The 13,118-nt window shown below is 40.7% G+C and carries 13 protein-coding genes; 11 read left to right on the top strand and 2 right to left on the bottom strand.

The features are described from left to right. The first annotated feature begins 33 nt into the window (after window positions 1-33). From MKZ05_RS08725 to MKZ05_RS08750, 6 genes are all read left to right on the top strand, one after another. A complete protein-coding gene (locus MKZ05_RS08725) occupies window positions 34-744 on the top strand; it encodes a DUF421 domain-containing protein (protein ID WP_113387033.1) in 711 nt (236 codons plus the stop codon). Between the two features lie 255 nt (window positions 745-999). Next, a complete protein-coding gene (locus tag MKZ05_RS08730) occupies window positions 1,000-1,545 on the top strand; it encodes a TetR/AcrR family transcriptional regulator (RefSeq protein WP_050945461.1) in 546 nt (181 codons plus the stop codon). Window positions 1,546-1,566: 21 nt separating this feature from the next. Continuing rightward, window positions 1,567-4,710, top strand: coding sequence for a bifunctional cytochrome P450/NADPH--P450 reductase (locus tag MKZ05_RS08735; protein ID WP_339162217.1), 3,144 nt, complete (start codon window positions 1,567-1,569; stop codon window positions 4,708-4,710). 196 nt (window positions 4,711-4,906) lie between these two features. Next, the gene (locus MKZ05_RS08740; protein ID WP_339162220.1) at window positions 4,907-5,815 is read left to right on the top strand and encodes a trypsin-like serine protease; all 909 of its coding nucleotides are present in this window, start codon (window positions 4,907-4,909) and stop codon (window positions 5,813-5,815) included. Between the two features lie 262 nt (window positions 5,816-6,077). Further along, a complete protein-coding gene (locus tag MKZ05_RS08745) occupies window positions 6,078-6,458 on the top strand; it encodes a NucA/NucB deoxyribonuclease domain-containing protein (protein WP_223251181.1) in 381 nt (126 codons plus the stop codon). Window positions 6,459-6,605: 147 nt separating this feature from the next. Next, window positions 6,606-7,454 carry an STAS domain-containing protein gene (locus tag MKZ05_RS08750; RefSeq protein ID WP_339162222.1) on the top strand — a complete coding sequence of 283 codons (849 nt, stop codon included), beginning with the start codon at window positions 6,606-6,608 and terminating at the stop codon, window positions 7,452-7,454. Between the two features lie 33 nt (window positions 7,455-7,487). On the opposite strand, the gene MKZ05_RS08755 is transcribed toward MKZ05_RS08750, so the two are convergent. Next, window positions 7,488-8,030 carry an IseA DL-endopeptidase inhibitor family protein gene (locus MKZ05_RS08755; protein WP_003211360.1) on the bottom strand — a complete coding sequence of 181 codons (543 nt, stop codon included), beginning with the start codon at window positions 8,028-8,030 and terminating at the stop codon, window positions 7,488-7,490. Between the two features lie 294 nt (window positions 8,031-8,324). On the opposite strand from MKZ05_RS08755, the gene MKZ05_RS08760 reads away from it, so the two are divergent. After that, window positions 8,325-8,759: a hypothetical protein gene (locus tag MKZ05_RS08760; protein ID WP_339162223.1), complete on the top strand. Its 435-nt coding sequence runs from the start codon at window positions 8,325-8,327 to the stop codon at window positions 8,757-8,759. A gap of 45 nt (window positions 8,760-8,804) precedes the next feature. On the opposite strand, the gene lexA is transcribed toward MKZ05_RS08760, so the two are convergent. Further along, window positions 8,805-9,425 carry a transcriptional repressor LexA gene (gene lexA, locus MKZ05_RS08765; RefSeq protein ID WP_003212311.1) on the bottom strand — a complete coding sequence of 207 codons (621 nt, stop codon included), beginning with the start codon at window positions 9,423-9,425 and terminating at the stop codon, window positions 8,805-8,807. Between the two features lie 159 nt (window positions 9,426-9,584). On the opposite strand from lexA, the gene yneA reads away from it, so the two are divergent. The 4 genes from yneA to tkt all read left to right on the top strand — a co-directional run bounded on the left by yneA (window position 9,585) and on the right by tkt (window position 13,052). Beyond that, window positions 9,585-9,896 (top strand): cell division suppressor protein YneA, encoded by a 312-nt coding sequence (yneA, locus tag MKZ05_RS08770; RefSeq protein WP_003211955.1) that lies wholly within the window; start codon window positions 9,585-9,587, stop codon window positions 9,894-9,896. A 17-nt stretch (window positions 9,897-9,913) separates the two neighbouring features. Beyond that, a complete protein-coding gene (locus MKZ05_RS08775; protein WP_339162226.1) occupies window positions 9,914-10,561 on the top strand; it encodes a recombinase family protein in 648 nt (215 codons plus the stop codon). A gap of 69 nt (window positions 10,562-10,630) precedes the next feature. Then, window positions 10,631-10,861: a DUF896 domain-containing protein gene (locus tag MKZ05_RS08780; RefSeq protein ID WP_212046465.1), complete on the top strand. Its 231-nt coding sequence runs from the start codon at window positions 10,631-10,633 to the stop codon at window positions 10,859-10,861. Window positions 10,862-11,048: 187 nt separating this feature from the next. Then, window positions 11,049-13,052 carry a transketolase gene (tkt, locus tag MKZ05_RS08785; RefSeq protein WP_339162229.1) on the top strand — a complete coding sequence of 668 codons (2,004 nt, stop codon included), beginning with the start codon at window positions 11,049-11,051 and terminating at the stop codon, window positions 13,050-13,052. Window positions 13,053-13,118 lie beyond the last annotated feature (66 nt).

The following is a 13,118-nucleotide window of genomic DNA, read 5'->3' on the forward strand; positions in this document are numbered from 1 at the left end:
TTTTTTTGATGCAATTGAAAGGTGGACCCTTACATGCCTGACCATATTGAAGTCATTTTACGGACGATGTTTGCTTTTGCGATTTTATTTGGCGGAGCACGTCTTCTTGGAAAGCAAACCATAGCGCAAATGAATATTTTTGATTTTATAGCAGCCATTAGCTTAGGTTCAATTGCGGCGAGTCTCGCGTTTAATACAACGCTTCCGTTTCATCACACGACGATTTCCTTTGTCACGCTTGTCATGATCATTTATGTGATTTCGCTCATTGCTTTAAGGAGCCGGAAATTGAGAGGATTTATGGCCGGTAAACCAACCCTTGTCATACAAAATGGCAAAATTCTTGAAGAGAATATGAAGGGAATGAGATATACCCTTGATTATTTAAATCAGCAGCTGAGAGAAAAAGACATTTTTGATATTAGCGAAGTTGAATTTGCCATAATTGAAACAGATGGACATATGTCAGTGAAAAAATATCCTTCGTTTGAAAATGTCACTCGAAAGGATCTTCAATTGTATATGAAGGCAGAGGGCTACATGCCTATTGAAGTGATCATGGACGGAAAGCTCATTTTGAAAAACATTCATGAAAATCAATTAACGGTGGAGTGGATAGATGAAGAGCTTAAGAAAAGGCAGCTCTCCTTAAAGGACATTGTATACGCAGTCCGTTCAAGTAATGGCAGCTTATATATTGATACATATGACGACCACATTCACTCTCCGATTGATCAAGAATGAAGTATAGTGCTGAGGTCACCCGCATGACACATATCTGTCAATGTTTCTAAGTCCTTTGGGTGCTGTCTGACTAGGCATCATTTCTTAATTTTTATTATTTTCAGAAAATGTGATGACGGAAAAAAATAAATGTGTTTAAGTGTATATAGAACAAATTAAAATATTAATATAATATACCGTTTGCGGAATGAACGTTCATTCCTGTGGCGAGGAGGGGATGAAGTGCTAGCAGTGACTGATAAACAAGAACAGATTATGAAGGCTTCACTAGACTTATTTATTGAACGGGGCTTTGATGGGACCACGATGCCAATGATTTCAAAAAGAGCAAACGTCGGAGCGGGAACCATTTACCGTTATTTCGACAGTAAAGAGGCACTCGTCAATATTTTGTACCAGCGCAGCCTTTCTGCATTTATCGAAAAAATGAACACAAACAGTCCAGATCCAAAGGCGAGTATTCGGGCGTACTTTAAGCATGTATTTTATTGCTTGGTTTTATTTACAAAGGAGAATCCAAGCGGGCTATATTTCTTAGAAATTGATAAACGATCCCATTACTTAGACGAGACGAGCAAAGAGAAAATGCAGCATTTGTTACATGAGCTATTCCTTATCTTTGAAGAAGGGAAAAAGGATGGGATTCATCCAAATCTTTCAGGTAGAACCATTCTATCGATTGTATTTGGTGCCTTTGTACAGCTACATAAACAAATTCTTGCAGAAGAAATAGAGCCAACGATTGAATTTCTAGAGGACATTGAGCAAAGTTTATGGCGCGCTATCAGCGTCGCATCTTAATGAATGAAAAGGAGTGGGCACATGCAACAAACATCAATCATTCCAAAACCAAAAACATACGGACCTTTTAAAAATATTCCCCATATCAAAAAGGGGGAGCTTTCTCAAACCTTTTGGCGGCTGGCAGATGAATTAGGACCGATCTTTCAGTTTGAATTTTCAAAAGCAACAAGTATTTTTGTTTCTAATCATGAACTTTTCCAAGAAATATGTGATGAGAGCCGTTTTGATAAATACATTGGGACTAGTCTCAATAAAGTAAGAGCATTTGCAGGGGATGGGTTATTTACGAGCTGGACAGAAGAACCGAACTGGAGAAAGGCTCACCACATCTTGATGCCGGCGTTTAGTCAGCAGGCCATGAAGGGCTATCATGAAATGATGCTCGATATTGCCACACAGCTTGTACAAAAATGGCAAAGAACAGGCCGTGATGAAGAAATTGAAGTAGCAGAGGATATGACAAAGCTTACTTTAGATACGATCGGACTTTGTGGTTTTGATTTCAGGTTTAACAGTTTTTATAAAGAAAATCAGCATCCATTCATCGAAAGTATGGTGAATGGTTTAAGCGAAGCGATGGATCAGGCGAGCCGGTTGCCGGTTGCAGATAAGCTAATGATCACAAGAAGAAAAAAATTTGAAGAAAATGTCGATTTTATGAAGCAATTAGTAGATGACATTATTCAAGAACGGAAAAAACAAGATAAAACGGGCGATGATTTACTGTCCCTCATGCTGCATGCAAAGGACCCTGAAACAGGAGAGCGCCTGTCAGATGAAAATATTCGCTATCAAATCATTACCTTCTTAATAGCTGGGCACGAAACAACAAGCGGGCTGCTATCCTTTGCGATTTATTTCTTATTAAAGAATCCTGAAAAATTAAAGAAAGCTGTCCAAGAAGCAGATGATGTGCTGCAAGGCGGACTGCCAACATTTAAGCAGGTACAAAAACTAAATTACACACGTATGGTTTTAAATGAATCTCTTCGCCTCTGGCCAACAGCGCCTACGTTCTCTTTTTATGCGAAAGAGGACACCGTCATCGGAGGGAAATATTCGATTAAAAAGAACCAAAGTGTCTCCGTGCTGCTACCTAAGTTACATCGTGATCAAGCGGTATGGGGAGAGGATGCGGAAGAATTTAAACCAGAGCGGTTTCTACACCCTGAAAAGATCCCGCAGCATGCCTACAAGCCTTTTGGGAATGGACAGCGTGCATGTATCGGCATGCAATTCGCCCTTCATGAAGCCACAATGGTACTGGCAATGGTCCTGCACAACCTGGAATTGATTGATCACACATCATATGAACTTGATTTAAAAGAATCTCTGACGATTAAGCCAAACGATTTTAAAATCAAAGTGCGGCCAAGAAAGCAGCAACTCTTTATGGCACCACCGAAAGAAGAGGCGAAAAAAAGCACAAAATCTGATGAGTCAAAAGTGGAGAGTCATGGTACACCATTGCTTGTTTTATATGGATCAAATCTTGGCACAGCGCAGCAAATCGCAAACGAATTGGCTGAAGAAGGAAAAGCAAAAGGGTTTGATGTGACCACTGCTCCGCTTGATGACTATACACGTCAATTACCAGATAAGGGTGCAGTCTTCATCGTGACCGCTTCATATAATGGACATCCGCCTGACCATGCGAAAAAATTTGTGGATTGGGTCACGCAGGATAAAGAGCAGGATTTAACAAACGTGACGTTTGCTGTGTTTGGATGCGGAGATCGAAATTGGGCGAGTACGTACCAGCGTATTCCTCGTCTCATTGATGAAGCACTTGAAAGAAAAGGTGCGAAGCGTGCAGCTGATTTAGGAGAAGGTGATGCAGGCGGAGATATGGATGAGGATAAAGAAGCATTTCAGAAAACGGTCTTCAAGCAGCTCGCAAAAGAATTTAAGCTCACCTTCCAAGAAAAAGGTAAAGAAAACCCAAAGCTATCAGTTGCTTATACCAATGAGCTAGTAGAACGTCCTGTGGCGAAAACATATGGTGCTTTTTCAGCTGTTGTACTGAAAAATGAAGAATTACAATCTGAAAAAAGTGATCGGCAAACAAGACATATAGAGCTGCAATTGCCTGAAGGGAAAAAGTACAAAGAAGGGGATCATATCGGAATTGTTCCGAAAAATAGTGATGCACTCGTTCAGCGGGTGATCAATCGCTTCAATCTAGATCCTAAGCAGCACATCAAGCTTTCTTCTGAGAAAGAAGCAAATCATTTACCTTTAGATCAGCCGATTCAAATGAGAGAATTACTTGTGTCGCATGTTGAGCTTCAAGAGCCTGCAACACGTACGCAGCTAAGAGAGCTCGCCGCATATACAGTTTGTCCGCCTCACCGCGTGGAGCTTGAGCAAATGGCTGGTGAAGCGTATCAAGAAGCTATTTTAAAGAAACGAGTAACCATGCTTGACTTACTAGATCAATATGAAGCATGTGAGCTGTCATTTGTGCACTTTTTAGCACTTTTACCAGGTTTGAAGCCGCGCTATTATTCTATTTCTAGCTCACCAAAGGTCGATGAAAAAAGAGTCAGTATCACAGTGGCGGTTGTGAAAGGGAAAGCGTGGAGCGGCCGCGGAGAATATGCCGGAGTCGCATCAAACTATTTATGCGGTCTGCAGGAAGGAGAAGAAGTCGCCTGCTTCCTCCACGAAGCGCAGGCAGGATTCCAGCTGCCGCCTTCATCTGAAGTACCGATGATCATGATCGGACCGGGTACAGGAATCGCTCCATTTAGAGGGTTTGTTCAGGCAAGAGAAGTATGGCAGAAGGAAGGCAAGCCACTAGGCGAAGCTCACCTATATTTTGGCTGCCGTCACCCTCATGAAGATGATCTGTATTTTGAAGAAATGCAGCTTGCAGCACAAAAAGGAGTTGTCCACATCCACCGGGCTTATTCTCGTCACAAAGAGCAAAAAGTATATGTCCAGCATTTGTTGAAAGAAGACGGCGGCATGTTAATCAAGTTACTTGACCAAGGTGCGTATCTTTACGTGTGCGGGGACGGAAAAGTCATGGCACCAGATGTAGAGGCTACACTGATCGACCTCTATCAACACGAGAAACAATGCTCGAAGGAAGCAGCTGAAAATTGGCTGACAACCCTTGCGAATAATAATAGATATGTAAAAGATGTATGGAGCTGACAAGAGGGAAGACCGCCAATTAGGCGGTTTTTTCTGTTTCATCAAGAGAGGTGAGATCGATAGAATGAAAGTTTGAAAGATACAAAACACCTAATTTGAAAATGAAATATTTTGTAAAAAATAAGAATATTCTCTCATTTACTCCAATATGGAACAATCGTATCATTTTTGATATAGGACATAAAGGAGGAATATGATGAAAAAGGTGAAAATGTTACTCCCTTCTCTACTCGTTTTTGGTGCTTTAAGTGTGCCTAGTTTTGCCCATGCCGCATCGGATTCAGTACTAACATCTGATTATGACATGGTGACTTCTGATGGAAAGGTGATCTCTTCAAGTGATTTCCACAAAGATACGAAATCCCCCTCATCCTTTGACAAAGTGGATGATCTATCTTCAACTGTTGGTGAAAAAGTAAAACCACTATCAAAATATGTAAAAGACTTTCAAACTAAAGTCGTCATTGGAGACGATGGTAGAACAAAAGTAGCAAATACAAGAGTAGCACCATATAATTCAATTGCTTATATTACATTTGGCGGCTCCAGCTGCACGGGGACACTCATTGCCCCTAACAAAATTTTGACAAACGGACACTGCGTGTACAATACAGCATCGAGAAGTTATAGTGCAAAAGGATCGGTGTATCCAGGGATGAATGATAGCACTGCGGTAAATGGGTCAGCAAATATGACAGAGTTCTATGTACCAAGCGGATATATCAATACAGGTGCGAGCCAATATGATTTTGCCGTGATCAAAACAGATACGAACATTGGCAATACAGTCGGTTACCGCTCCATCCGTCAAGTGTCAAACTTAACTGGGACAACGATTAAAATTTCTGGATATCCAGGTGATAAAATGAGATCGACTGGCAAGGTGTCGCAGTGGGAGATGTCAGGTCCTGTGACAAGAGAAGATACGAATCTCGCATACTATACGATTGATACATTTAGCGGAAATTCAGGCTCAGCGATGCTAGATCAAAATCAGCAAATCGTTGGGGTTCATAACGCAGGGTATTCAAACGGAACGATTAATGGCGGTCCAAAAGCGACAGCTGCCTTTGTTGAATTTATCAACTATGCAAAAGCGCAATAAAAGCTAGAACATAAAGCTTGTTTCCTTCATAGGGGACAAGCTTTTTTATGTGGATACAAGTGTCTATCTGTCTATGCTTGAAAGATTCATTGAGTTTTCAGCCTCTTCATTTTTTTCACATGTCATTCGTGAACGACTCATACATTAAAATGACACATTTCCTTTAAGTCAAGATTCTACTTGAGAAAAATGAGGAGGTCACGCATTTTTGAAAATGAGAAGAGGCTGGATTACTGCTGTCGCCTTATGCTTTGTGATATGGATGGGCACGCTGTTAGGTGGATTTGGGGAGGAACATGCGGCAAAAGGTGCGGATCGATATGATCATGTCATTCAATTTCCAAAGGAACGGTACCCTGAAACAGGCAGTCATATTCAAGAAGCCATTCGAAAAGGGCATTCAGATGTGTGTACGATAGACCGAAATGGAGCAGATGCCCGCAGGCAAGAATCATTAAAAGGCATTCCGACTAAGCCTGGATTCGACCGAGATGAGTGGCCGATGGCAGTTTGTCTTGAAGGAGGAAAAGGGGCGAGTGTTCAATATGTCAGCCCGTCTGATAATAGGGGAGCGGGCTCATGGGTCGGACACCAGATGAGCGGGTATCCTGATGGGAAAAGAATTTTATTTATTGTGAAATAAAACTAAAAGAGAGCACCTGTGAGTAGGTGCCTTTTTTGATGATGATCAGAGCGTATTGGAGCTAGCAGGGGCAAAAGATTCAGTGGTACAATGGATCCTATAAGGTACAAAGACAGACAAGAAGAAAATGTGAAGGGACATATGCTTATGGATAAGAACCGTGCATTATACGATTATTTCATGCAACATGCAGAGAAACTGACTGAAACTTGGTATGATTCAATTGAAGATGATGATCCAGAATCAATATATCGTTCAACAGATTCCAGCATCATATCAGAGCTAAAACGGCAAAATCAAGATTATTACCAGCATTTTATACGTGCTCTTATTGAAGACAAGACGTATTTACATACTGAGTTTAAAAAGTGGTCTGAAGACTTAGCCAGTGACCCAAAGCATTTAAACACACCATTAGATTATGTTGTGAGAGAATACATGTCCAATCAAAGAGTGGTCCTTCATTACTTAAAAGAATTTATTAAACAGCGTCAAGATGAAATTGATATTGACCGCATCTTTTATTGGTATGATTTAATTTCAGAGGCGTTTAATATTTCCATTCATATGTTCATCCAGCAATATGTGAAAAATACAACGAGGAAGCTCGTGGCACAAAGAGACATGATTTACGAGCTGAGCTCACCTGTCATTGTCTTAAAAAGTCATATTGCGTTATTGCCGTTAGTAGGTGATATTGATACAGCGAGAGCGAAGATTATTTTAGAAAATACGCTGAAACAGTGCTCACAAAAAGGTGTACAGCATTTATGTATTGATTTATCGGGCGTTGTCATTATTGATACAATGGTGGCTCATCAAATCTTTGATCTTGTCACATCACTTCGGTTAATTGGAGTAGAGACAACTATTTCAGGAATCAGACCAGAAATTGCCCAAACCGCTGTGCAGCTCGGGCTTCCTTTTAATGAATTTCGCACGGCATCATCACTTGCTCACTCCTTAGACCGCATGACTGAATTTACTTCAATATAAAAACCAGGCCGATTGAATGGCCTGGTTTTTTATTTAGATAACAGCGTCAATTTTTGTGACTTTCCAATCTTTTTGTCCTTTTTCGAACGTAACCGTTCTTTGTACTTTGCGTCCATCAAGTGTTGGGACAGTGAATTCATATGTGCGGACTGTTTGTTTTTTAGAGACAAGTTTAGGTGTCGCTTTATCCCAATTAAGCATATTGTCTCCGTCGCCGACTGGAACAGCCATTTTGCCTTTATGAACAATGAACTGGTAGTCTTTTAAACCTTGATTGATGGCTTCTTTTGTGAAAACTTGAGATAGGTAGCTGTTTAGTTTTTTCTTTGTATCAAATGTTTTAGAAAGATAGTTGTAAGTCATGTCTTTATAGCTAAATGATTTTAATTTGTAATCAGAATGTTCATTAATTTTGTAGCCTGACATCGCACTCCAAAAGTGTTCCCGTGCATCAAGGGCAATATGTAACGCTTCTTTATTTGTCAAAGTGGCTGGTTTTTTAGAAGCGGCCAATGTTGTAGATTGTAATGAGATCATAAGCATAATAGCAGTTAATAAAACGAATAATTTTTTCAAGGCGATTGCCTCCTTTTCTCAATGAAAACTTCTTATGTTACAAATGTTACAATAATTACAGTGATATTACAAGTATTAAATTGAAATGTTTTTTATTTCTTTTCTTTCTATATATATAACGTTTGAGGGTGGCAAAAAGTTTTCATTTTTTTATTTTTTCTTTATATCTACTATTTAACCGTTCTAAAGAAGAACAAAACGTTTTTTGGAAAAGTTTCTGTTTGGACGTTCAACACGCTTTTTCATTTATGACATATACTATCGTGATGAATGTCTAAGAAAGTGGTGTTGAATATGTATTATCCGTATGAAGGTATGTGGAATGGGTACTCATATGATAGGCAGATGCAAGGTTGGCCGTCGCTCCCTTCTCAAGTTGGAGGATTTCCAGGGTTTCCAATCGGAGGAGGAGGCACTGGGCCCGGATCTAGTGGATCAGCCCCGCCAGCCCCACCACAGCATATCGTTTCGCAATATCAACAAGCATTATCACAGCCTCAAAGCATGCAGTCACTTATTTCAGGGCAAACAGGTGGAGGTCAGCAATCGGTTCAATTTGCCGCGGGATGTAATAGAAGGTGGACGATTGTGTTTATGAGAAACGGTCAAGTATTTTTAATGTATGTTCTATCTTCACAGCCTTTCGGGAGAACAACTGGCTTTTTTTGGCCGAACTTTACATTTGGTTCCTTCCCAAGCTCGAGTATTCTTGCCTATTCTTGTTCATAAAAAAAAGCCGGTTCTCATCATTAACTGATGAAATACCGGCTTTTTTTAGTGAATATTTCTAAATACGCCAATCACTTTACCTAGTATACTTACATTCTGTAAAATAATCGGTTCCATAGATGGATTTTCTGGCTGTAATCTAAAGTGTGTATCTTCTTTATAGAAACGTTTCACTGTCGCTTCATCTTCCTCTGTCATGGCGACGACAATATCTCCATTGTTAGCAGTGCTTTGCTGACGCACAATGACATAGTCCTTGTCCAAAATTCCTGCGTCAATCATACTTTCTCCCATAATTTCAAGCATAAATACTTGTTCATCTGGTGCTGCAAAAGTCTCTGGAAGAGGGAAGTACTCTTCTACATTCTCAACAGCCGTAATAGGCAGGCCTGCTGTTACTTTTCCGATGACTGGTACGTTCATTACAGCACTCTTTGGAATATTCATTTCCTCTTCATCTAGTACTTCGATCGCTCTAGGTTTTGTCGGGTCTCTTCTAATTAAGCCCTTCGTTTCTAGTCTAGCTAAATGTCCATGAACCGTTGAACTGGATGCTAGACCGACAGCTTCTCCAATTTCACGAACGGATGGGGGATAGCCCTTGCTTTTTACTTCTTCTTTGATGAATGTCAGGATATCGAGTTGTCTTTTTGATAGCTTCGTCATCTTTTGCACCTCAAAACGTCAATTTTAAAGAAATTATAGCATGTTTTTCCTAACAGTACAAACATAGGTTCGAAAAAAACGTTTGACAGAAACGTTTGTTCGTATTTATAATAAGTGTCAGAAAGAACGAACGCACATTCTATTAGGAGAGATGACATTATGAGGTTAAAAGAATCTATTATTTTTATTGGGGTATTCTCATTCATCGTTGGCATATTTCTCTCACTTATTGCAGTCACAAGCCATAATGATCCAAATCAGTATGTTAAAATAGAAGTTCAATCAGGGGATACTCTTTGGGGGTTAGCTGATCAAGTAAACGACAGCAAATCAATCGATAAAAATGCGTTTATTGACTGGGTCACTCAGCACAACGATCTTGCTTCAACAGAAATCCAGCCTGGTGACATCCTTGTCATACCAGTCAAAAAAGAGCATCCAGTCGTATATCAACTTGCAACAGTACAGTAGAAAGGTCGATTGAAGACATGAATGCAATCATCTATGCGAGAGTAAGCACTGTCAAAGAAGAGCAGGAAACCTCACTGAAGAGACAAGAAGAAGAATTGCTAGCTTTAGCTGCTATGCACAAGATGAATGTGGTTAAAGTCATTAAAGAAAAAGCAAGCGGGTATGATCTAGATCGCGATGGTGTGTTTGATATGCTAGCTACACTAAAAGAAGAGTCAATTGATGCTGTTCTTATCCAGGATGAAACACGTCTCGGAAGAGGACAAGCAAAAATTGCGCTTCTTCATTGTCTTTTTAAAGAGAATGTGAAGGTGTACAGTACGTTTCATAGAGGCGAACTTGAGCTTTCAGAAGCAGATGAAATGGTGATTGAGATCGTAGGAGTCGTTGAAGAGTATCAACGAAAAATTCATAACCTGAAAATCAAGCGGGGAATGAGAAGAGCCGTTGAACGAGGGTATCAGCCCGAACTGAATTTAAAACAGCAGGATCATGCGCCTGGTCGTGAGCGTATTGAAGTGCCGATTTCAGAAATTGTTCGATTAAGAAAAAATAACATGACCTTCGCAGAAATCGCAGCAACTCTTCAGGCACTAGGTTTCGACATTTCAAAAGCAACGGTCCATAGAAGGTATCAAGAATATGTAAAAGGTCTGACCACCTAAAGCTTGATTTGTTGTCAAAATGATTGATATTTAGTAGTATGTAGAGAAAATGCTTTAAAGGAGTTAGTCATGATTTCTAAAAATCAGCTTGCAAGAATCAATGAGCTTTCAAAAAAGTCAAAAGAGACCGGTTTGTCAGACGATGAAAAAACAGAACAAAAGCAATTAAGAGAAGAGTATTTAAAAGCTTTTCGTTCTTCTATGAAAAATACACTTAAAACCGTGAAAATCGTTGACCCTGAAGGAAACGATGTCACACCAGAAAAATTAAAAAGAGAAAGAGATCAAAACCTTCATTAAGTTTTCGGTTTCTTGAATTTTGAAAAGATGGGAAGAATATTCTCATCTTTTTTCATATTTGCATAACTTTTTAGGTGATCGATAAACTAAATGTGACAAAATCACTCTTTTTCAGCGTGAAATAGTTGTGAAAAAAGGACAGTAGATTTATGATAATGGTGTACACAAGATACGGAAGGGGATTTATATGGAAACGATTGAATTGAAATCTATTGCAACAATACGAACTCTCTCCATAGACGCAATTGAAAAAGCGAATTCCGGTCACCCTGGAATGCCGATGGGTGCTGCGCCAATGGCATACGCTTTATGGACGAATCACTTAAACGTAAGTCCGCAAAACCCAAATTGGTTTAACAGAGACCGTTTTGTTTTATCTGCGGGACATGGTTCTATGCTTCTATATAGCATGCTTCATTTAAGCGGATACAACTTGAGCATCGATGATCTAAAACAATTCCGCCAATGGGGTAGCAAAACACCTGGACATCCTGAATTTGGACATACAGAGGGCGTCGATGCTACAACAGGTCCTTTAGGACAGGGGATTGCCATGGCAGTTGGTATGGCACTTGCAGAAAGACATCTTGCGGAAACGTATAACAAAGACAACTTTAATGTTGTAGATCACTATACATACAGCATTTGCGGAGATGGAGACTTAATGGAGGGAATTTCCTCTGAAGCTGCTTCCCTTGCTGGTCATTTAGGCTTAGGCCGTTTAATTGTCCTTTATGATTCAAATGATATTTCTTTAGATGGCGACCTAGATCGTTCATTCTCTGAAAATGTGAAGAATCGTTTTGAAGCGATGAACTGGGAAGTTCTTTATGTGAAAGACGGCAATAACATTGAAGAAGTGACGGCTGCTATCGAAAAGGCAAAACAAAGCACAGACAGACCTACACTGATTGAAGTGAAAACAACAATCGGTTTCGGGTCGCCAAACCGTGCAGGAACTTCTGGTGTGCATGGTGCACCACTTGGCAGCGACGAAGCCAAGCTGACGAAGGAAGCTTACTCTTGGACGTTTGAAGAAGATTTCCATGTACCTTCTGAAGTGTACGATCATTTCAAAGAAGCTGTAAAAGACGCTGGTCAGAAAAAAGAAGTAGCTTGGAATGAACTATTTGCGCAATATGAAAAAGAATACCCTGAGCTTGCAGCTCAACTGAAGCTTGCGATTGAAGGAAAGCTTCCTGAGAATTGGGATCAAGAGGTCCCTGTTTATGAAGCAGGTTCAAGTCTTGCCTCCCGTGCTTCTTCAGGCGAAGTATTAAATGGCATTGCGAAGCAAGTACCTTTCTTCATTGGCGGGTCTGCTGACCTTGCAGGTTCAAACAAAACAACGATTAAAAACACAGACGATTTTGGTAAAGATCATTATGCCGGCAAGAACATTTGGTTCGGCGTCAGAGAATTTGCAATGGGTGCCGCGTTAAACGGTATGGCGCTTCACGGCGGCCTTCGTGTATTCGGCGGAACGTTCTTTGTTTTCTCAGATTACTTAAGACCAGCGATTCGTCTTGCTGCCTTAATGGGACTTCCAGTCACTTATGTCTTTACTCATGACAGTATCGCTGTTGGTGAAGATGGTCCGACGCATGAGCCGGTTGAACAGCTTGCTTCATTACGTGCGATGCCGAACCTTTCTGTCATTCGCCCTGCGGATGGAAACGAAACAGCTGCAGCGTGGAAACTTGCTGTATCTTCAACGGATAAACCGACAGCACTAGTTCTGACTCGTCAAAACCTTCCAACGATTGACCAAGCACCTGAGAAGGCGTATGAGGGAGTAGAAAAGGGTGGATACGTCGTCGTTGAAGCTGCTGATGCGCAGCCAGAAGCACTTCTACTCGCATCTGGATCTGAAGTCGGTTTAGCGATTGAAGCGCAAAAAGCACTTGAAAAAGAAGGAATCCGCGCGTCTGTTGTCAGTCTTCCTGCATGGGATCGTTTCGATCAGCAGTCAGACGAATACAAAGAATCAGTCCTTCCTACAGCAGTGCGGGCTCGTATTGCGATTGAAATGGGGGCTTCACTTGGCTGGGAGCGTTACACTGGTCTTGATGGTGACGTAATTGCCATTGATAAATTTGGCGCTTCTGCACCTGGTGAAACCATTATTGAGAAATACGGCTTCACGGTCAGCAATGTCGTCAGCCGTGTGAAAGCGAAGCTGAACAAATAACGAAGTCTCCAAGCATCATGCTTTTTTTCATCTGTTTGCAGAGCATTTTCATCCGCTCTGCAAACT

Origin of the sequence: Bacillus sp. FSL M8-0277 (genome assembly GCF_037975305.1) — a bacterium.
GTDB lineage: Bacteria > Bacillota > Bacilli > Bacillales > Bacillaceae > Bacillus > Bacillus pumilus.

Coding starts and splice junctions, on each gene's coding strand:
- MKZ05_RS08780 (WP_212046465.1), top strand. CDS start 10,631: ATGATTTCTAAAAATCAGCTTGCAAGAATCAATGAGCTTTCAAAAAAG.
- MKZ05_RS08735 (WP_339162217.1), top strand. CDS start 1,567: ATGCAACAAACATCAATCATTCCAAAACCAAAAACATACGGACCTTTT.
- MKZ05_RS08750 (WP_339162222.1), top strand. CDS start 6,606: ATGGATAAGAACCGTGCATTATACGATTATTTCATGCAACATGCAGAG.
- lexA (WP_003212311.1), bottom strand. CDS start 9,425: ATGACGAAGCTATCAAAAAGACAACTCGATATCCTGACATTCATCAAA.
- MKZ05_RS08730 (WP_050945461.1), top strand. CDS start 1,000: ATGAAGGCTTCACTAGACTTATTTATTGAACGGGGCTTTGATGGGACC.
- tkt (WP_339162229.1), top strand. CDS start 11,049: ATGGAAACGATTGAATTGAAATCTATTGCAACAATACGAACTCTCTCC.
- MKZ05_RS08740 (WP_339162220.1), top strand. CDS start 4,907: ATGAAAAAGGTGAAAATGTTACTCCCTTCTCTACTCGTTTTTGGTGCT.
- yneA (WP_003211955.1), top strand. CDS start 9,585: ATGAGGTTAAAAGAATCTATTATTTTTATTGGGGTATTCTCATTCATC.
- MKZ05_RS08760 (WP_339162223.1), top strand. CDS start 8,325: ATGTATTATCCGTATGAAGGTATGTGGAATGGGTACTCATATGATAGG.
- MKZ05_RS08745 (WP_223251181.1), top strand. CDS start 6,078: ATGGGCACGCTGTTAGGTGGATTTGGGGAGGAACATGCGGCAAAAGGT.
- MKZ05_RS08775 (WP_339162226.1), top strand. CDS start 9,914: ATGAATGCAATCATCTATGCGAGAGTAAGCACTGTCAAAGAAGAGCAG.
- MKZ05_RS08725 (WP_113387033.1), top strand. CDS start 34: ATGCCTGACCATATTGAAGTCATTTTACGGACGATGTTTGCTTTTGCG.